Source organism: Rhodococcus sp. IEGM1339 (assembly GCF_050321925.1).
GTDB classification, from domain to species: domain Bacteria; phylum Actinomycetota; class Actinomycetes; order Mycobacteriales; family Mycobacteriaceae; genus Rhodococcus; species Rhodococcus pyridinivorans.
In genome coordinates this window covers 1-18,962 of the sequence record NZ_JBNQFT010000031.1, presented here as the reverse complement: position 1 = coordinate 18,962, position 18,962 = coordinate 1, and the positions used below count along the sequence as shown (strand labels likewise).

The window sequence follows — 18,962 nt, the reverse complement described above, 5'->3', positions numbered from 1 at the left end:
CGTAGCGACTTTGACGCCTGCGCAGGCCGCGCTGCTCGTTACCGATACGGTCGATCAACTCGAACTCGCGCACACCCGGGGCCACCATCCGATCCGCCTCCGAGGCGACGCCGTGATGGTGTCCGAGAACGGTCAGCTCACCATCGACTGCGTCAAGAACGCGGGCTCCTGGGACGAGGTGCGCGACGCGACGGCCGGACTTCTTCGCCGAATCGTGACGAACTGCCGCAACGAAGCGCTCGAGGAGAGAGTGGACGCGGCGATCGCCGAGTCGACGGATTTCGTCGTCCTGGCGAGACGCGTTCGTTATGCTGCCGCAACCGAATTCGACGAAACCGAGGTAGGAAGGAAACGATCGCAGATCGCCGCGCTCGTCTCGGTGGTGAAGGGGCATGCTCGTCCGGTGGACGGTACGGCGGAACGGGCAGACGTGCCGCGCGTGACGGAAGAGAGGACCTTCGTCCCGAATCGACGTCGCCCGCCGGCTGGGACGGTGTGGCATCGCAAGAAGCGACGGCTGCCGCCACGCCGGACGGTCATCGCGCTGGTCGCGATCATCGCGCTCGTCGGGCTGGCGTGGGTAGCTCCCGCAGCGTGGTCGGAGCTGAATCGGGGCTGGCACACCCTTCTCGACCCGGTGGACTCGTCGATGGACGACCGGATCGATCCGGTCTCACCACCGCCGCCGGTGCCCGAAGCGGCACCAGAGGCGGGCGTGCCGGGTCCCGTCGACACCGGTCTTCCCGCGAACGCCGGACCGATCACGCAGGTCGCCGCGAGCTTCGCGAACGGTCCGTGCGAGCCGGGACGATCGTGCACCGTCCGCGTCGACGTCGGGCTCGACCCTGCCGCGAATATCGGTGCGGTCACGTGGAATCTGACCGTCTACGACCGATGTACGGGCGTGACACTGCCGGGCCGGGCGATCACCCTGCCGGTGCCGGCGGGAAGCCCGGAGGCCTACGGCATCGGAAGCGTCGACCTGCCACCCGGGTCGGCGCTCGCCGTCGCCGCGGCCACCACCGTTCCTGCAGAGGCCGCGTCCGAGCCGGTGTACGTTCCCACCGAGAATGCCGCCTGCGTGCCCGGGGGCTCTCGTGACGGCGGATAGGCACCCATCCGATCCCTGGCTCGTCGCGGCGGCCGTCGCCCTGGTCGCTCTCGGCATGCTCAACATGATCTCGACGGGCATGTCGTCGCTCGCAGTGCGTCACGCCGCGCTCGCCGCCGTGGGGCTCGGTGCGATGTGGGCGACCTCGCGCATGCGAATCGCCGCCCTGAGCCGGTTCGGGTGGGCACTGTTCGCCGCCTCGGTGGTCCTGCTCGCGGCGGTGCCGCTGGTGGGCATCGCGACCAAGGGCGCTCAACGCTGGCTGGACCTGGGTGTGTTCACCCTGCAGCCCTCCGAGATCGCCAAGCTCGCGCTGGTCATGGTTCCCGCCGCGATACTGGCCGGCGGGTACACGCTCGGCAGGTTCGTCGGTGTCCTGATCGTGTCGGCGGTGCCGATCGCCCTGGTGGCGCTGCAACCCGACCTTTCGACCGCCGTGGTGCTCGTGGCGACCGTGCTGCTCATGCTGATCCTGGCGAGAGTCCCGTTGCGGTCGCTGTTCCCGCTGTTCGCGCTCGGGCTCGCCTCGCTGCCGATGGCCGTGCTGTTCCTGCGTCCGTACCAGCTCGAGCGGATCCACGTCTTCCTGTCGAACGACGCCGACCCACAGGGATCGGGTTGGGCCGCATGGCAGTCGGACATCGCGATCGGCAGTGCGGGGTGGTGGGGCCTCGGGCGCGAACCGGACTACGACCTGCGGGCCCAGTACCTCCCCGAATCGGAACACGACCTCGCCTTCGCGAGTCTCGTGTACGGGTGGGGCCTGGTGGCCGGCATCGCCGTCGTGGCGGCCGTCGTGATCATCGTGTGGCGTTCCGTGGTCGCCGCCCGCGTCGCACGCACTCGGGAGGCGGCACTCGTCGCAGCGGGTATCGGCGGTGTGTTCGGGCTGCATACCGTGGTGTCGGTGGCCCAGTGCCTGTCGCTGTTGCCGCACACCGGCATGCCGATCCCGATCTTCAGCTACGGAGGCACCGCCTCGATCATCGGGTTCGTCTCGATCGGCTTGGTGCTCGCGGTGCGCCGCGACGGCGTGACCCGGCCGCTGTGGGTGACCGAACCAAAGAAGCGCCGTCTGCCGCGCGGAGTGTCGGTGGGTGCGCTGACGCTGACGGCCTCGCTCGCCGCGACGTCGGTCTTCGCGTGGCAGATGCAGACCGCGCACGGCACCGAGTTCCGTGCAACGAGCGACACGCAGATGCTGCGCTGCATCCGCCTGCCCGCCGAGCGCGGCCACATCCTCGATCGGGCCGGCGTTCCCGTCGCGACCAATATCGCCGAGTACACCGTCGCCGTGGTTGCCCGAATGTTCGCCGAAGGTACCCCGTCGGCGCGCTACGAGCTCGCCGCGCTGCTCGGCATGCCCCCGGAGAAACTCGACGAGGAACTGCGGAGCAGCACCGGCGGGGACATCCAGGTCGTGCTCGGACGCGTCGGACCCGAACAAGCCCGGGCCATCGTCGACGCCCGGTTGCCCTGGGTGCTCGTCTACCCGACGGGCCGCAGACAGTACCCGCACGGGGAGATGCTGGCGTCGCTCCTCGGATACGTCGGGATCGCGGACGAGCAGGACATGGAACTCTGGCCGACCCTCGCGCTCGGATCACGGGTCGGCAAGGCCGGGCTCGAGCGGCAGTACGACGCGTTGCTGCGCGGCGTCGACGGCAAGCAGTGCGTGTACGTCGATCCGTCAGGACGTCCGGTGGGCACGGGGGAGCGGGTGGATCCGATCCGCGGCCACGACCTGCGGTTGCATCTCGATGTCGGCATGCAGCGGGCCGCGACCGACGCGCTCGCCCAGACGGTGCGCACCAGCGGAGGCGACCTCGGCGCCGCGGTCGTGATGGACGCCCGCACCGGCGCGGTGCTGGCGCTGGCCAGCGTTCCCGGCTACGACAACAACGTCTACGGACCCCCGGCCGACCTCGCCGCGATCGCGGCGCAGACCGCGGCATCGGGTCCGGGCCGCATGCTCAACCATGCGGTGCAGACGGCAGCGCCACCGGGGTCGACGTTCAAGATCGTCACAGCGTCGACGAACGCGGCGTTCGACGTGCTGTCCCCGGATGCCTTCCTGGCGGGCGGCGCGGCCTACACCTACGGCGGTCACACCTTCGCCAATTGGCAGCCGATGGGCCCGAACAACCTGCTCGGGGCGATCCAGTGGTCCGACAACGTCTACTTCTACCAACTGGCCGACCTTCTCGGTCCCTACCGCATCGCGCAGATCGCTTCCGAGCTCGGCGCGGGTGCCCCCTCGGGGATCGATCTGCCGGCCGAGTCCGCAGGCTTCCTCGGTACCCCGGACAACGTCGAGAGCATCGGAGGTGCCTGGTATCCGGGTTCGACCCTGCTCATGGGTATCGGCCAGGGCACCGTCGCGGCCACGCCGATCCAGGTCGCGCGGTGGACGGCGGGTATCGCGTCGGGTCAGATGGTGACCCCGAAGCTCGCTGCCGCCTACGGACCCGGCGACGCGGTCCCGATTCCCACCGAGCAACCTCGGCCGTTGTCGTTCGCCGACAAACTCGAACCGGTGCGCGCCGGCATGCGGGCGTCGGCCTCGGCCGGCACTGCTGGTCAGCTCGCGAGCCTGCCGGTCACGGCCGCCGCCAAGACCGGCACGGCAGAGGATCCCTCGGCACCGGGCAAGGGACTCAACGCCTGGTTCTCCGCGGTCGTGCCCGCCGAGTCGCCGGAGGTCGTGGTGACAGCGCTGGTGCGCGGTGGCGGTTTCGGATCGGCCACCTCGGGACCGGTCGTCAAAGGTCTGCTCGAGCGTTACCTCGCGCAGCTCCGGACGCCGAATCCCTGACAGGTCAGGCGGCGTAGGCGGCGATCACGTCGGCGTGCTCGATGCACGAGGTCGCGCCCTCGGCGACGCAGGTGAGCGGACGCTCGGCGGTCTTCACCGGCAGGCCGAAGGCCTCCTCGAGCAGTTGCGGCACGCCGCGCAGCATCGATCCGCCGCCGATCGCCAGGATGCCTTCGGCCATCACGTCGCTGATCGCGCGCGGCGGCAGGTCGTCCAGGCAGCTCGACAGCGTCTGCACGATGCTCGTCGTGGTGGGCCGGACCGCATCCATGATCTCTTCGGTCTCGAGTGTCACCAGACGCGCGCGGCCGGTCGCGGCGTCGCGACCTTCCACCACGAGCGACCGTTCGTCGGCGGTCTCGGGCGCACCCACCTTGGCGCGCTCGGCAGTGAGTTCGCCGACGATGATCTGGTGTTCGGCGCGGAGATACCGGAGGATCGCGCTCGTCAGGTCGTCCCCGGCGATGCGGCAACTGCGGTGCGACAGGACACCGCCGTAGCAGAGAGCGGTGACTTCCGCAGTGCCGCCGCCGATGTCGACGACGAGATGGGTTCGGGGCTCGAGCGGGTCGATCCCGCACCCGATGGCACCGGCGACCGGCTCGGGAATCAATCCGACCTTCCGCAGACCGGCCTCGTGCCCCACCTCGAGCAGCGCACGACGCTCGAGCGGCGTGGCCCCGGCGGGAGCCGCGATGACGCCCATGGGACGGATGCCGTAGCGACGTCGGGGCGCGAGCTGGGCGAGCACGGCCGTGACGAATGTCCGTGCCGTGTCGAGATCGACGATCACCCCGTCGCGTATCGGGTGGACAGGAGTGATCCCACCGGGTGTGCGGTCGACGAGGTCGCTCGCCTCCTTGCCGATCGCGAGCGCTCGGCGCGGCTCCTTCGTCCGCACCATCATCAGCGACGGCTCGTTGAGCACTATGCCCTCGTCGGGCGTTCCGACTACGGTGTTGGCTGTTCCGAGATCGATACCGAATCCACGCACGTCGGCCTCCGAGAGGATCCCAGCGAAATTTTCCGGATGGTGTCCAACGGCATCGTGATGATGTCGTGTACCGCTCAGGTTACCGCCGCCGAATTCTGTTACGCGCGTTGTTCACCGGAATGATATGCCGCGTTGTGCCGCTGAGTGCCCCGCTCGTCTCGGATGACCGGATCAGGCGGGATCGAGTTGCAGCACAACCTCGACGCGACCGCGTTCGTCGCGTGTCGCGACGGCATGGCCGGTGCGTTCCTCGTCGTCGAGTTGGATGCTCATGGGAGCACCGGCGCCGAGAAAGTTGCGCCACCAGGACTTATCGTGGGGCATCGCGACGCCGATCATCACGGAGTCGCCCGAACGTCGGTAACTGATCGGCAACGTGATCGTCCTGCCGGATTTTCGACCCGTGTACCTGATCGGTGCGACATAGCTGCGGATCCGGTTACCGATGACGGGTAGACCGGCGGCTGCCATGACCATGGAGTTGAAGGGGCCTGCGAGACGGAACAACGTACCGGCAACTGTCATGTCTACCTCCCGCAGACACGGTACGGGAAGGCGTAACCGTCCGACATCGGTTCGACTTCGGCCGGCCCACGACGATCTTCGCGCAGTGGGCCGACGCGCACGTCGACGAGTTCCGCTGAGGTCTGTTCCTCTGCCGAGCCCTACCCCTCTTCGGACGCGGTGCCAGGAGGAACCGGTATCACCGCGGTTGTCAGGGTGATGCGCATCCGGTCGTCACCGGTATCCGTGCGATACGGGGCGAGGATGTCGGCGAGCCTGCTCTGGATATCCGCGAGATCGTCGGTCGTGACGTAGAGCGGGGTGGTCCCGAAACCCAGATAGTCCCGCAGGCTCCGGTCGTCGTCCCCGATGAACTTGTCGAAGCTCTCGCCGAGCGCACCCAGGAAGGTGACGAAGGCATTGCGCAGTTCGGCGTCGCTCATCGCCGCGAGGTCGTCGTGGCCGACGTGTGCCATGCGGTCGCCGAGCGCGAGGGTGCGTTCGACGGTTCCGCGCACGCGACGTTCGTCGACGACGGTGACGATCTCGGCGTCGATCAATGCTGCGACGTGCCGGTAGAGCGTGGCCTGGGTGACGTCGGGGAGTGCCGACCGGAGTTCGCTCGTGGTCAGCTGCCGTCCTCCGAGTTGCTGCACGATCCGCAGTCGAACCGGGTGCAGCACGACTTCCGCGATCGGGGACGTCTTCGCCATCGGTACCTACCCATCATTGTTATCACCGTGATAATGTTCTCAGTGCTGTAGTCAGTTTACCGTCGACGGAAGGTCCGACGTCATGGCCCGAACGACATACGACAACGCAACCCTCCACCTGTCCTTCTCTCGGTGGGAAGCCTTCATGGTCCGCCGAACCGCGATGGAGGTGCCGATCTCGGCGATCACCGGCGTGGAGGTCCTTCCGGGATGGACGTCCGAGATCCTCGGCATCAGATCGGGCATGGTGATCTCCGGCTTCTTGAAGGTGGGCACCTTCCGGCACCCGCGCGGCCTCAAACGCCTGGTCGTCATGAAGCGAGGCCATCCGGTGCTGCGCGTCGCGCTGGGCGGCCCCGGCGTCGAGTTCGACGAACTTCTCCTGAGCTCTCCGGAGGCGTACACCCTCGCGGACGGCCTGCGTTCGGCCGGGGTTCGATGAGCGGCGGCGTCAGTCGGTGAGTTCCGCGAAGAGCCCCTGCGCCGCCTCCACGGTGGCGTCCTCGTCGCCGGCGATGACGGCGGCGACCAAGGTGGTGTGTTCGGGTTCGAAACCCAGGCCCGTGACGCGGACGTGCCGGTCGATGGTGCGGCGGATCGACGGAAGCAGCGAGTCGTAGAACTCGAGGTACACCGCGTTGTGGCTGGCCTCGACGATGCCGCGGTGCAGGGCGACGTCGGCGGCCACCGCGGCGTCGATGTCGGATCCGGCGAACAATCGGTTGCGCTCGGCGAGCAACTGTTCGAGCCGGGCCACGTCGTCGGGGGTGCGCCGGCGCGCGGCCAGGACGGCGGCGGTGACGTCGAGGGCCTGCCGCAGTTCGAGCACATCGCGTTCGTGGGCCGTGGCGAAATACTTGCCGAGGGTGCCGGTGACGTCGGAGGTCGCGAGGACGTAGGTGCCCGAGCCCTGGCGACGTTCGAGCATGCCGGTGTGGACGAGGGCCTGCACGGCTTCGCGGACGGTGTTGCGGCCGGTGCCGGTGAATTCGCACAGCTGCGGTTCGGTGGGGATCTTCTCACCGACCTTCCAGCGACCGCTGCAGATCTCACTGCGCAACTGCTCGGTGACCTCCTCGATCAGGTTCGTTCGCTGAACAGGTTTTCCCGAAGTCATCCCATCATCCTATGATTTCCGGTGTGAGTCTTCTGCGTGGCCGGCTGCTGGTGTTCTGTGCGATCGCGATGTCGGCCCTCGTGCTGAGAGTTGCGGTCACCTCGTTCAGCCCGCTCGCCGCGCAGATCAGTGAGGAGATCGGCTTCTCGTCCACGGTCGTCGGTGTCTTCGGCATGATCCCGACCGCGATGTTCGCGGCCTTCGGCCTCGCCACCCCGGCGCTCGGCCGACGATGGGGACTCGAACGCACCGCGCTGATCGCCATGCTCATGGCCGGCGTGGGCATGGCGACCCGCGCGCTCATGACCGACACCTGGTCGCTGCTGCTCCTGTCGGGGCTCGCGCTCGGTGGGATGGGCATCGGCAACGTCGTCATCCCTCCTCTGGTCAAGCGCTACTTCTCCGACACGCTGGCACTCGTCAGCTCGGTGTACATCGTCGGCGTGCAGCTGAGCACCATCGTGCCCGCCTTCGTCGCGGTTCCTCTCGCCGACGCCTTCGGCTGGCGCGTCTCGCTCGGAGTGTGGGCGCTCGTCGGATTCGCTGCGGCCGTTCCGTGGGTGTGGGTGCTGCTGCGTCATCGGAATGCCGATGCCGGGGAAGTGGCTCCCGTCGACCGGAACGTCGACGGCAGGGTCTGGCGGTCGCCGGTGGGTTGGGGGATGGTCGGCATGTTCGGCATGACGTCGCTCGTCACCTATTCGATGTTCACGTGGATCCCGGACATCCTCGCCGACGCCGGTGCCAGCCCCGCTTTCGGAGGCGCGATGGTGGGGCTGTTCGCCCTGCTCGGACTGGTCTCCGCATTCGGCGCTCCGTCGCTGTGCGCGCGGATGACGAATCCGTTCCCCGTGGTCGTGGCGTGCGCGTCGTGCTTCCTCGTCGCCTTCGCAGGCCTGTGGATCGCGCCGACGAGTGCACCGATCCTGTGGATCGTGCTGCTCGGACTCGGGCCGAGCACGTTCCCGATGGCCCTGACCCTCATCAATCTGCGCTCCCGCAGCCACGCCGGATCCGCAGCCCTGTCGGGATTCACCCAGGGTGTCGGCTACACCGTGGCGTGCCTGGGCCCGCTGCTGTTCGGTGTCTTCCACGACCTCACCTCGGGCTGGGCGGCCTCGTTCGCCTTCATGACGGTCGCCGTCGCGGTACTGGTGGCCGGCGCCTATCAGGCCTGCAAGCCGCGGGTGGTCGAGGACAGCTGGAACACCCGCCCGATCTCGGTGGGTTAGACACCGCTCAGCGGGGACGAACCCACCCAAGTCGTATGGCTGCTCTACTGGAAGGAGATACCGAGAGCAGAGGAGGACCTCGATGAGCGACACGAAGCCGAACACCGTCTCCGCGGAGTGGCTGTACGAGCAGTTGGGGGACGAGGACCTCGTCATCGTCGACGCCACCGTGCACCTCAGCACGCCGCCGGACGGGTCCGTGCACATCGAACCCGGGTTGGCGACCTACCTGGAAGAGCACATTCCCGGCGCGGTCTACGCCGACCTGTTTACGGACTTCTCCGATCACGAAGCGCCGCAACCGTTCACCGCGGCGTCGTCGGACCGGTTCGCCACCGCCGCCGGTGCGGTCGGCATCGGTGAAGGACGCCGCGTGGTGCTGTACGACCAGAAGAACGGCATCTGGGCCGCGCGACTGTGGTGGCAGCTGCGGCTCGAAGGCTTCGACGACGCCGCCGTGCTCGACGGCGGACTGCCCGCCTGGAAGGCTGCCGGCTATCCGGTCTCCGACGAGCAGGTGGTCCCGCACGGTGCGACCTTCACCTCGCAGCATCGGCCCGAGCTCGTGCGGTCGACGGAGGAGATCGCGGCGTCGCTCGACGACCCGAACACGCTGATCATCAACGCCCTGGATCCTGCGACCTACCGCGGGGAGAGCCCGTCCTACCCGCGACGCGGGCACATCCCGGGCAGCATCAACATCCCCTTCGGTGATCTCGTCGACCCGTCGACCGGACGCTTGAAGCCGGCGGCGGAACTGCGCGAGATCTTCGACAAGGCGGGCGCTCTGAACCCGGACGTCAAGCCGGTGACCTACTGTGGCGGCGGCATCGCGGCCTCCGGACTCGCGCACGCGCTCGCAGCTGCAGGTCGGTCGGACGTTGCGGTGTACGACGGTTCGCTCAACGCGTGGACCGCCGACGAATCCCTGCCGCTCGTGGAGGGCCCCGACCCCCGCTGATTCCCGAAACTTCGGTGTTCTCGACGTCGTATAGCGCCGTCGAGAACACCGAAGTCGATTTCACCGTTGCATCATTTAGAGCAAACATGATCTAATCGCTGCCACAAGCGAAAGGCGGCGATGATGATCGCATTTCTGAACTCGACGGCGTTCACTGCACTCGGTACGCCCACCACCTGGGCCGAAGTGTTCGGCTTCGTCAGCGGCGCGTGGTGCGTGTACCTGGTGGGGCGGCAGTCGATCCTCAACTGGCCGATCGGTATCGCCAACAACCTCGTGTGTATCCTGCTCTTCGCGACCGCCGGGCTCTACGCCGATTCCGGACTGCAGGTTGTGTACATCGCGCTCGCCGTGTGGGGGTGGAGCAACTGGGCGCGGGGCAGAGACGGGGATGCCCTGCCGGTGACGGGCACGAACACGACCGAGTGGAGCGTGCTCGCGGTCGTCGGTGTCGCTGCGGTGATCGGGCTGACAGCGTTGCTGGAGGTCGCGACGAACTCGACCGTCGCGTTCTGGGACGCGACCACCACCGTGCTGTCGTTGCTCGCGACGTGGGGGCAGGCGAAGAAGCGGTGGGAGTCGTGGCTGCTCTGGATCGTCGCCGACCTGATCTACATCCCGCTCTACCTGCACAAGGGACTGACGCTCACGGCGTTGCTGTACGCAGGTTTCCTGCTCCTGTGCGTTCGGGGCCTGGTTGCCTGGCGACGCTCCATGGCGGTCGAGCGGCAACTGGTGGAGGTGCAGTGATGTATCGGCACGCACTCGTCATCGGGAAGTTCTATCCACCTCACGTCGGTCACCATCACCTCGTCCGGCGCGCTGCGGAAATCGCCGAACGCATCACCGTCGTCGTCATGTCCTCTGTAGCAGAGACGATTCCGTTGGGTGACCGCGTGTCGTGGATGCGCGAATCACACGCCGTCGACACGACGGTCACCGTGACGGGAGTTCCGTGCGACGCACCGATGGACCTGGAATCGGACACCGTATGGGCCGCGCAGGTCGCCTGTATGAAAGCAGCCGCGCGCACCGTCACCGATGTTCCGGTCGACGCGGTGGTCTCCAGCGAGAGGTACGGCGACGAGCTCGCGCGACGCTTCTCGGCCACGCACGTGTGCGTCGACCCGCTCCGTGTCGCGCATCCCGCCTCCGGCACAGGCTGCCGTAATGATCTCGCCGGGCGCTGGGACGATCTCGACGCACCGGCCCGTGCCGGCCTCACGACCCGCATCGTCGTCCTCGGCTCCGAATCCACGGGCACCACCACCGTGAGCCGAGAGTTGGTGCGTCGATTCCGAAATCGCGGTGGTGTGTGGGAACGAACCGGCTGGGTGCCGGAATACGGACGACAGGTCACCTACGACAAGCTCCGCACCGGAGAAGTGAGCGACATCATCTGGACCGGCGACGATTTCGAGAACATCGCGGTCGAACAGACGCGACTCGAGGAACAGGCAGCACGGGAAGGGTCTCCGCTGCTCGTCTGCGACACCGACGCGTTCGCGACCACCGTGTGGGAGCGACGCTATCTCGGCAGCAGTGAACGGGCGTGGCGCGGTGTCCGCGACCGGCGAGCGCTGTACTTGCTCACCGACCACAACGGTGTTCCGTTCGTGCAGGACGGCATCCGGGACGGCGAACACATCCGCGCGCAGATGACGGAGTGGTTCGTCGACGCGCTCACTGCCACGGGACGCTCGTGGGTGATGCTCACCGGCAGTCTCGAGGAGCGGGTCGACCTGGCGGAACTGGTGGCGGACCAGGCATTGCGGCTGGGCTCGCAGTTCGGCGCGCCGCTGTAGCGTCGAAATTCGTATTCCCCTTCTCACGTTATACCGGATCCTTGGCCCTCATGAGGATCGAAAAGTGGGTTCATACTCGCCCACACAGCATTGAAGCCGCAGGTGGGGAGCTGGAATGGGTTACATACAGAATTTTCGGGAGACCGACCGCACGGCGGTGTCGATCGTGGGTGGCAAGGGAGCGAGCCTGGGGGAGTTGTGGCGCCTCGTGCCGCTCCGCGGCAATACGTCCGCCGCCGACGTCGACGTGCCCGACGGGTTCTGCGTGACGACGGACGCCTATCGAACGGTGCTCTCCGAGCTACCGTGTGTCGACGACCTGCTCGAGCGACTCGCGAAGGCCGAACCCGACGACATCGCAGCGCTGAGCACGCAGATCCGTACGGCGATCGAAGAGTGCACGATCCCCGGTGACATCGCGGAGGAGATCGCCGCGCGGGTCCGCGAACTCGGGGAGGACGTGCCCGTCGCGGTGCGCTCGTCCGCGACCGCCGAGGATCTGCCGACGGTGTCGTTCGCCGGGCAACAGGACAGCTACCTGGACATCCGGGGTGTCGAGGACGTTCTCCGGCACGTGAGCAGGTGCTGGGCCTCGTTGTTCACCGAGCGTGCGGTCGCCTACCGGGTGAACAACGGTTTCGACCACCGGAAGGTGTACATGGCCGTGGTCGTGCAGAGGATGGTGTTCCCGCAGGCATCGGGTGTGCTGTTCACCGCCGATCCCGTCACTTCGGACCGCACGGTGTCCCGCGTGGATGCGGTCGCCGGACTCGGTGACGACCTGGTGTCGGGCCTGGTGAACGCCGACGCGTACGCGGTGCGTGCCGACGAGGTCGTGGACCGGACGCAACGGCAGGAGACACCGGTGCTGAGCGACACGCACCTCGTCGAACTCGGCGGGTTGGGCAGGCGCCTCGAAGCGCACTTCGGGCGTCCCCAGGACATCGAATGGTGCCTGGCCGACGGCGTCTTCCACATCGTGCAGAGTCGACCGATCACCACGCTGTTCCCCGTCCCGGAGGCCGGCGACGACGACAATCACGTGTACCTGTCCGTCGGACATCAGCAGATGATGACCGATCCGCTGAAACCGTTGGGAATCTCCTTGTGGCAGTTGACCAGCCGTGCGCCCATGCGACACGCGGGTGGGCGGCTGTTCGTCGACGTCACGCCCATGCTGGCCTCACCCACCCAGGGACCGGGCATCGTGGACATGATCGGCAGTTCCGACCCGCTCTTCGGCGACGCGCTGCGAACCGTGCTCGATCGAGGATTCGTCCCGACGCGCCCGGATGACCCTGCCGCTGCGCGGGTCGGTCTGCCGCCCGCTCCGGACGAGATCGACCCGGCCGTCGTGCCCGAACTCGTCGCGCGCAACGAGGCCGCGATCGCCGAATCGGCGCGTCGCATCGAGAACGAAACCGGTTCGGCGCTGCTCGATTTCATCCGCACCGACATCCGCGAACTGCAGGAGTCGTTGTTCGGTAAACAGGTCGGAGAGGTGCTCGCTGCCGGTATGCAGGCCGCCGAACGGCTCAACGAGGTGGGGCAGGAATGGTTGGGGGAGAAGAACGTCGCGGACGTCGTCTCGCGCTCGGTGCCCTACAACGTCACTTCGGAGATGGGGTTGGCGCTGCTCGACGTCGCCGATGCCGCGCGCCCGTACCCGGACGTCGTGGCGTTCCTGCGGCAGGTCGACGCGGAGGGTTACGACGACGCACGCTTCCTCGACGAACTCGGCGCGCGTAAGGGCGGACCGCAGGTACGAGCGGCACTCGAGGACTTCCTCGACAAGTACGGCAGGCGGTGTGTCGGGGAAATCGACATTACCCGGCCCAGATGGGGTGAGCGCCCCACGATGCTGGTCCCGATGATCGTGAGCAATCTCGACAACTTCGAAACCGGTGTCGCGGCACAGCGTTTCGACGATGGTCGCCGCCAGGCGGAGGCGAAGAAGCGCGAACTCCTCGAACGTGTGCGGGGTCTGCCCGACGGAGAGCAGAAGGAGCGGGAGATCGAGAGGCTCGTCGACCGGGTCCGCGCGTTCGCGGGATATCGGGAGTATCCGAAGTACGGCATGATCGGCCGCTACTTCGTCTACAAGCAGGCATTGTTGCGGGAGGCGGAACGTCTCGTCCGAGGCGGGGTGATCGACGACGAGGAGGACATCTTCTTCCTGCGGTTCGACGAACTCGAGGACGTCGTGCGCGCGCCACAACCGGTCGGTGACCTCGTTGCGGAGCGGAAGCGGGAGTTCGCATCGTTCGCCACACTCACGCCGCCTCGGGTGCTGCTGTCGACAGGTGAGACGCTTACCGGCGCGTACAGCCGTGACGGCCTGCCCGACGGGGCGCTACCCGGTATCGCGGTGTCCACCGGTGTCGTGGAGGGCCGCGCCCGCGTGGTCACCGACATGGACCGGGCCGATCTCGAACCCGGTGACATCCTGGTCACGGCGTTCACCGACCCCAGCTGGACCCCGGCGTTCGTCACCGTCAGCGCGCTGGTCACGGAGGTCGGTGGCGTGATGACCCACGGCGCGGTCATCGCGCGCGAGTACGGGCTGCCGGCCGTCGTGGGTGTCGAGGACGCGACCCGCATCATCCGCGACGGACAGCGCATCCGCGTGCACGGCACGGAAGGGTACGTCGAGATCCTGTCCTGACCGGCGCCTCGGCAGCGCGACGTGTGAGGATTGTCGTCGTCGTGCAGCGGAGGAGGCCGAGTGAAGAGTGTCGAGGCGGCGGAGAGCAGGACGTTGCCGGTCTACGAGGCCGGCGAGATCAACGTGCCGTTCGTCATCGCAGGCATGGACGAACTCGTCTCCCGCGAGACCCGCTTCGAGCCGCATTCGCACCCGACGCACGAGTTGCTGTGGAACGACCGGGGTGCGTCCAGCGCGACCATCGGGTCGCGCACATGGACCATCACCTCGACGATGGGACTGTGGATTCCGGCGGGCCTGCTGCACTGGGGTGTCATGCCCGCCGGAACCTGGTACCGCACCGCGCATTTCGGGATCGACTCCGCTCCCTCGCTGTCCGACGGTCCGGTCGCGGTGGAGATGGCACCCCTGCTGCGACTGCTGCTCGACCGGCTGGCGGACGATCGTCTCGGCGACGAGTCGCGGTCGTTGACCGAGCGCATGGTGCTCGACGTGCTCACCCCCGCCGAGCACGAACTGATGGTGCAGGTGCCGTCGTCGACGGTCGTGCGACCGATCGTCGAGGCGATCGCCGAGGACCCGAGCGATCCGCGGACGCTCTCGGATTGGGCGGCCGAACTCGGGGTGAGCACCCGCACCATCACCCGCACCTTCCGGGCGGAGACCGGCCTGAGTCTCGGACGCTGGGTCGCGGCGGTCCGTGCGCAGCGAGCGGTGATGCTGCTCGGCCACGGCACGGATGTCGACGACGTCGCCGAACAGGTGGGCTACCGATCGGCGAGCGCGTTCGGCGCGGCCTTCCGCAGGGTCACCGGCACGACACCGGGAATGTTCCGGGTGGGCTGATGTCCCGATCGCTACAGGGGATGTCCCGATCGAGCGATTGCGTCGGATTCGGGCGAACATTACGGTTTAGGCAAACCTCGCCTAACTGCCGCCAGTGGTACGGCCGAGCCCCCACCCCGTACGAGAGTGAGTTCTGCCTCCATGCGTTCGAAGCGCCTCCTGACGATCGCCGCCGCATCCGTCGCGGTCGCCGTCGGTCTCACCGCCTGTGGATCCTCCGACTCCTCGGACACCGCCGACTCCGGCTCCGCCGGTTCGGGCGAGTACCCGATCACCATCGAGCACGCGCTCGGCACCGTCACCCTCGACGAGAAACCCGAACGCGTCGCCACGGTCAACTGGGCCAACCACGAGGTGCCGCTTGCGCTCGGCGTCGTACCCGTGGGTATGGCAGCCGCCAACTTCGGTGACGACGACGGCAACGGCATGCTGCCGTGGGTCGAGGAACGTCTCGAGGAACTCGGCGCCGAGACCCCCGTGCTGTTCCACGAGACCGACGGCATCGACTTCGAGGCCGTGTCCGACACGAACCCCGACGTCATCCTCGCCGCCTACTCCGGTCTGACGCAGGAGGACTACGAGACCCTCAGCGAGATCGCTCCCGTCGTCGCGTACCCGGAGGCTCCCTGGGCCACCTCGTGGCGCGACATGATCGAGCTCAACAGCGCCGGCCTGGGCATGGCCGAGGAGGGCGAGGAGCTCGTCGCGAGCCTCGAACAGGAGATCGCCGACGCGGCCGCCGCCCACCCCGAACTCGAGGGCAAGGCGACGATGTTCCTCACCCACGTCGACACCGCCGACCTGAGCCAGGTCAGCTTCTACACCGCCAACGACACCCGCGCCGCCTTCTTCGAGGACCTCGGACTGGCCACCCCGAAGAGCGTCGCGGACGCCTCCACCGACGACGCCTTCTCCAAGAAGGTCAGCGCCGAGCAGGTCGACGTCTTCGACGACGTGCAGATCATCGTCACCTACGGCGACCAGGAACTCGTCGACGCGCTCGAGGCCGACCCGCTGCTGTCGCAGATGCCCGCCGTCCGCAACGGCTCGATCGTCTTCCTCGACGGCTCCGGGCCGCTCGGCACCGCAGCGAACCCGACGCCGCTGGCGATCTCCTGGGTTCTGTCCGACTACGTCCAGCTGCTCTCCGACGCAGCTGCCAAGACGAACGCGGAGTGACCGCACTACACGACGAGTCGATGCCGAGCGCCTCCGAGAAGGGGCGCTCGACCATCGGCAATTCCGTCTGGCTTCTCGTTCTGCTCGGTGTGCTCGTCCTGCTGGTGATCGCATCGATCACGATCGGTTCGCGCAACGTCGACTGGGCCGACATCGTCGCGGCTCTCGGCGGCGCCACCGACAACATCGGTCAGGGCGCGATCGCCAAACGCATCCCGCGCACGGTGCTCGCGATGCTGGTCGGCGCGGCGCTCGGTCTCGCCGGCGCCGTGATGCAGGGGGTGACCCGTAATCCCTTGGCGGACCCGGGCATTCTCGGCGTCAACATGGGTGCTTCGCTCGCCGTCGTGATCGGCATGGCATGGTTCGGATTGTGGACGCAGACGTCGATGATCTGGGTCGCGATCATCGGTGCCGCCGCCGCTGCGGTGTTCGTCTACACGATCGGGTCGCTCGGGCGTGGGGGAGCGACACCCCTCAAGCTCGCCCTCGCCGGTGCCGCCACCTCGGCGGCGCTCGCGTCGTTCGTCACCGCCGTGATCCTGCCGCGCGGCGACATCGCCGGCAGCGTGCGGTCGTGGCAGATCGGCGGCGTGGGTGGAGCGAACTTCGACGCCATCTCCCAGGCGTTGCCGTTCTTCGTCCTCGGCTTCGCCATCTGCCTGCTGTCGGCGCGCAGCCTCAATTCGCTCGCGCTCGGCGACGACATGGCCGCCGGCCTCGGCGAACGGGTCGCTCTCGCCCGCGGCATCGCCTCGCTCGGTGCGGTGCTGTTGTGCGGGGCGGCGACCGCCATCGCCGGCCCCATCGCGTTCGTCGGCTTCGTCGTGCCGCACCTGTGCCGGTTGCTCATCGGCATCGACAACCGGTGGTTGCTGCCGTTTTCCGCTCTCGTCGGCGCGGGATTGCTCACCGCCGCCGATGTCGTCGGCCGCATCGTGGCGCGACCCGCCGAAATCGACGTCGGCATCATCACCGCGCTCATCGGAGCGCCCTTCTTCGTGTACATCGTCCGACGGCAGAAACTGCGCGAACTGTGACCGCCACACTCTAGACCATCGACACCGGCATCGACGACCTCGCCGCGAGCCGGATACGGCGCGGACGCCGACGCCGTCTCGTCATCGCCGTGCTCGCAACCCTCGTGGTCGCGGCCTTCGCGGCGAGTCTGATGTTCGGCCGGACGTTCTATCCGCCCGCGGACGTGCTGCGCGTCGTCCTCGGACAGGACGTGGCCGGCGCGACCTTCACCGTCGGACGCCTGAGACTTCCCCGCGCGGTCCTCGCGGTGGTCGCCGGTGTCTGCTTCGGGCTCGGCGGCATCACCTTCCAGACGATGCTCCGCAACCCGCTCGCGAGCCCCGACATCATCGGAATCAGCTCCGGCGCGAGCGCCGCGGCGGCCTTCGCCATCATCGTGCTCGGACTCGGTGGCACCGGGGTGTCGGTCGTCGCGATCGTCGCCGGTCTCGCCGTGGCTCTCCTGATCTACGGCCTGTCCTATCGCGGCGGGGTGGCGGGCACACGCCTGATCCTCATCGGCATCGGTATCGCCGCCATGCTCGACAGCGTCACCTCCTACCTGCTGAGCACCGCGGCGACCTGGGATCTGCAGGAGACGATGCGCTGGCTCACCGGCAGCCTCAACGGTGCGACGTGGGGTGCGACGGTGCCCGTCGTCGCCGCCCTCCTGGTGCTAGGGCCCGTGCTGCTCGTGCAGACACGCAACCTGTCGATGGTCCAGCTCGGCGACGATGCCGCGCAGGCACTCGGCGTGCGGGTCGAACGCACACGCGTGTTCGCGATCGTCTCCGCGGTCGGACTCATCGCGTTCGCGACCGCCGCGGCCGGACCCATCGCATTCGTCGCCTTCCTGTCCGGCCCGATCGCCGCGCGGATCGTGGGGCGGGGCACGTCGCTGTTCGTCCCGGCGGCACTCGTCGGGGCGCTGCTCGTGCTGGTCGCGGATTTCGTCGGCCAATACGCCTTCGGCACGCGCTACCCGGTGGGGGTGGTGACGGGTGCGCTCGGCGCGCCCTATCTCGTCTACCTCATCATTCGCTCCAACCGCGCGGGAGGCTCGCTGTGACCGCAACGCACGCCCTGATCGCCGAGAACCTCGAACTCGGCTACGGCAACCGCACCGTCGTCGAGAACCTCGACCTGCAGGTGCCGCCGGTGCGGATCACGTGCATCGTCGGCGCCAACGCGTGCGGGAAATCGACGCTGCTGCGGTCGATGTCGCGACTGTTGTCGCCGCGCGGCGGCCACGTCCTGCTCGACGGCAAGGACGTCCACCGCTTGCCCGCCAAGAAGCTCGCCCGCACGCTCGGGCTGCTGCCGCAGTCGCCGATCGCCCCCGAGGGCATCGTCGTCGCCGATCTGGTGGGCCGCGGCCGGCATCCGCACCAGCGGGTGCTCTCGCGCTGGAGCCGGGAGGACGACGCGGCAGTGGCCGATGCGCTCGCCGCCACCCACACCACCGAACTCGCCGAGCGTTCCGTGGACGAACTGTCGGGCGGTCAGCGGCAGCGCGTGTGGATCGCGATGGTGCTCGCGCAGCAGACCGACCTGCTGCTACTCGACGAACCCACCACCTTCCTCGACGTCAGCCACCAGGTGGAGGTGCTCGACCTGCTCACCGACCTCAACCGCGACCGCGGGACGACCATCGTCATGGTCCTGCACGACCTCAACCTCGCCGCGCGCTACGCCGACCACCTCGTCGCGATGGCCGACGGCAGCATCTATGCGTCGGGGGATCCCTCCGAGGTGCTCACCGGGGAGACCGTGAAGGCGGTCTTCGGTCTGGACAGTCGCGTGATCTCCGATCCGGTCTCCGGCAAGCCGCTGGTGCTGCCGGTGGGTCGGCACCACATCATGTGATCGTCCATCCGCTACAGGAATGGTCATCCGCTACGGCAATTCGTTGGTTGCCAGGATGGTCGTGAGACACATTCAGGGACGGACGCGGGGAAACGGAAGCATCATGATCGACGTCGAAGTCGGCCGAACACCGA

17 protein-coding genes are annotated in these 18,962 nt (G+C 67.9%); 13 read left to right on the top strand and 4 right to left on the bottom strand.

Annotation, left to right across the window (positions count from 1 at the left end; genetic code table 11):
• Positions 1 to 10: 10 nt before the first annotated feature.
• The gene (locus tag ACQR3U_RS21390) at positions 11 to 1,111 is read left to right on the top strand and encodes a hypothetical protein (protein ID WP_230811409.1); all 1,101 of its coding nucleotides are present in this window, start codon (positions 11 to 13) and stop codon (positions 1,109 to 1,111) included.
• Positions 1,098 to 3,926: an FtsW/RodA/SpoVE family cell cycle protein gene (locus ACQR3U_RS21385; RefSeq protein WP_269572368.1), complete on the top strand. Its 2,829-nt coding sequence runs from the start codon at positions 1,098 to 1,100 to the stop codon at positions 3,924 to 3,926. Before ACQR3U_RS21390 ends, ACQR3U_RS21385 begins: the two co-directional genes overlap by 14 nt.
• 4 nt (positions 3,927 to 3,930) lie before the next feature.
• Here the strand turns inward: ACQR3U_RS21385 and ACQR3U_RS21380 are convergent, their stop codons facing one another.
• The 3 genes from ACQR3U_RS21380 to ACQR3U_RS21370 form a co-directional block, all read right to left on the bottom strand.
• On the bottom strand, positions 3,931 to 4,920 hold the full coding sequence (locus ACQR3U_RS21380; protein ID WP_230811411.1) for a rod shape-determining protein: 990 nt from the start codon (positions 4,918 to 4,920) through the stop codon (positions 3,931 to 3,933).
• Between the two features lie 171 nt (positions 4,921 to 5,091).
• Positions 5,092 to 5,445, bottom strand: a complete 354-nt coding sequence (locus ACQR3U_RS21375) for a hypothetical protein (protein WP_230811412.1) — start codon at positions 5,443 to 5,445, stop codon at positions 5,092 to 5,094.
• A gap of 140 nt (positions 5,446 to 5,585) precedes the next feature.
• Positions 5,586 to 6,137, bottom strand: coding sequence for a helix-turn-helix domain-containing protein (locus ACQR3U_RS21370; RefSeq protein ID WP_019288188.1), 552 nt, complete (start codon positions 6,135 to 6,137; stop codon positions 5,586 to 5,588).
• A gap of 82 nt (positions 6,138 to 6,219) precedes the next feature.
• Between ACQR3U_RS21370 and ACQR3U_RS21365 the strand changes: the two genes are divergently transcribed.
• A complete protein-coding gene (locus ACQR3U_RS21365; RefSeq protein ID WP_019288189.1) occupies positions 6,220 to 6,579 on the top strand; it encodes a hypothetical protein in 360 nt (119 codons plus the stop codon).
• Positions 6,580 to 6,588: 9 nt separating this feature from the next.
• Here ACQR3U_RS21365 and ACQR3U_RS21360 read toward each other — a convergent pair whose 3' ends face one another.
• Positions 6,589 to 7,254: a FadR/GntR family transcriptional regulator gene (locus tag ACQR3U_RS21360; protein ID WP_230811413.1), complete on the bottom strand. Its 666-nt coding sequence runs from the start codon at positions 7,252 to 7,254 to the stop codon at positions 6,589 to 6,591.
• An 11-nt stretch (positions 7,255 to 7,265) separates the two neighbouring features.
• On the opposite strand from ACQR3U_RS21360, the gene ACQR3U_RS21355 reads away from it, so the two are divergent.
• The 10 genes from ACQR3U_RS21355 (at position 7,266) to ACQR3U_RS21310 (ending at position 18,828) form a co-directional block, all read left to right on the top strand.
• Positions 7,266 to 8,486 (top strand): MFS transporter, encoded by a 1,221-nt coding sequence (locus ACQR3U_RS21355; RefSeq protein ID WP_230811414.1) that lies wholly within the window; start codon positions 7,266 to 7,268, stop codon positions 8,484 to 8,486.
• Positions 8,487 to 8,568: 82 nt separating this feature from the next.
• Positions 8,569 to 9,447, top strand: coding sequence for a sulfurtransferase (locus ACQR3U_RS21350; protein ID WP_230811415.1), 879 nt, complete (start codon positions 8,569 to 8,571; stop codon positions 9,445 to 9,447).
• A 120-nt stretch (positions 9,448 to 9,567) separates the two neighbouring features.
• On the top strand, positions 9,568 to 10,197 hold the full coding sequence (gene pnuC / locus ACQR3U_RS21345; RefSeq protein ID WP_230811416.1) for a nicotinamide riboside transporter PnuC: 630 nt from the start codon (positions 9,568 to 9,570) through the stop codon (positions 10,195 to 10,197).
• Positions 10,197 to 11,252, top strand: a complete 1,056-nt coding sequence (locus ACQR3U_RS21340; RefSeq protein WP_230811417.1) for an AAA family ATPase — start codon at positions 10,197 to 10,199, stop codon at positions 11,250 to 11,252. Before pnuC ends, ACQR3U_RS21340 begins: the two co-directional genes overlap by 1 nt.
• Before the next feature lie 115 nt (positions 11,253 to 11,367).
• Entirely contained in the window at positions 11,368 to 13,917 is a 2,550-nt protein-coding gene (locus ACQR3U_RS21335; protein WP_230811418.1) for a phosphoenolpyruvate synthase, read from the top strand.
• Positions 13,918 to 13,977: 60 nt separating this feature from the next.
• A complete protein-coding gene (locus tag ACQR3U_RS21330) occupies positions 13,978 to 14,763 on the top strand; it encodes a helix-turn-helix transcriptional regulator (RefSeq protein ID WP_230811419.1) in 786 nt (261 codons plus the stop codon).
• A 141-nt stretch (positions 14,764 to 14,904) separates the two neighbouring features.
• Positions 14,905 to 15,942 (top strand): iron-siderophore ABC transporter substrate-binding protein, encoded by a 1,038-nt coding sequence (locus ACQR3U_RS21325; RefSeq protein WP_230811420.1) that lies wholly within the window; start codon positions 14,905 to 14,907, stop codon positions 15,940 to 15,942.
• 20 nt (positions 15,943 to 15,962) lie between these two features.
• A complete protein-coding gene (locus tag ACQR3U_RS21320; RefSeq protein ID WP_269066030.1) occupies positions 15,963 to 16,982 on the top strand; it encodes a FecCD family ABC transporter permease in 1,020 nt (339 codons plus the stop codon).
• Between the two features lie 17 nt (positions 16,983 to 16,999).
• Positions 17,000 to 18,031: a FecCD family ABC transporter permease gene (locus tag ACQR3U_RS21315; protein WP_372477736.1), complete on the top strand. Its 1,032-nt coding sequence runs from the start codon at positions 17,000 to 17,002 to the stop codon at positions 18,029 to 18,031.
• Positions 18,028 to 18,828: an ABC transporter ATP-binding protein gene (locus ACQR3U_RS21310; protein WP_230811422.1), complete on the top strand. Its 801-nt coding sequence runs from the start codon at positions 18,028 to 18,030 to the stop codon at positions 18,826 to 18,828. The genes ACQR3U_RS21315 and ACQR3U_RS21310 overlap by 4 nt, the downstream gene beginning before the upstream one ends.
• The last annotated feature ends 134 nt before the right edge of the window (positions 18,829 to 18,962 follow it).

Coding starts and splice junctions, on each gene's coding strand:
- ACQR3U_RS21375 (WP_230811412.1), bottom strand. CDS start 5,445: ATGACAGTTGCCGGTACGTTGTTCCGTCTCGCAGGCCCCTTCAACTCC.
- ACQR3U_RS21370 (WP_019288188.1), bottom strand. CDS start 6,137: ATGGCGAAGACGTCCCCGATCGCGGAAGTCGTGCTGCACCCGGTTCGA.
- ACQR3U_RS21365 (WP_019288189.1), top strand. CDS start 6,220: ATGGCCCGAACGACATACGACAACGCAACCCTCCACCTGTCCTTCTCT.
- ACQR3U_RS21360 (WP_230811413.1), bottom strand. CDS start 7,254: ATGACTTCGGGAAAACCTGTTCAGCGAACGAACCTGATCGAGGAGGTC.
- ACQR3U_RS21355 (WP_230811414.1), top strand. CDS start 7,266: ATGATTTCCGGTGTGAGTCTTCTGCGTGGCCGGCTGCTGGTGTTCTGT.
- ACQR3U_RS21350 (WP_230811415.1), top strand. CDS start 8,569: ATGAGCGACACGAAGCCGAACACCGTCTCCGCGGAGTGGCTGTACGAG.
- pnuC (WP_230811416.1), top strand. CDS start 9,568: ATGATGATCGCATTTCTGAACTCGACGGCGTTCACTGCACTCGGTACG.
- ACQR3U_RS21340 (WP_230811417.1), top strand. CDS start 10,197: ATGTATCGGCACGCACTCGTCATCGGGAAGTTCTATCCACCTCACGTC.
- ACQR3U_RS21335 (WP_230811418.1), top strand. CDS start 11,368: ATGGGTTACATACAGAATTTTCGGGAGACCGACCGCACGGCGGTGTCG.
- ACQR3U_RS21325 (WP_230811420.1), top strand. CDS start 14,905: ATGCGTTCGAAGCGCCTCCTGACGATCGCCGCCGCATCCGTCGCGGTC.
- ACQR3U_RS21320 (WP_269066030.1), top strand. CDS start 15,963: ATGCCGAGCGCCTCCGAGAAGGGGCGCTCGACCATCGGCAATTCCGTC.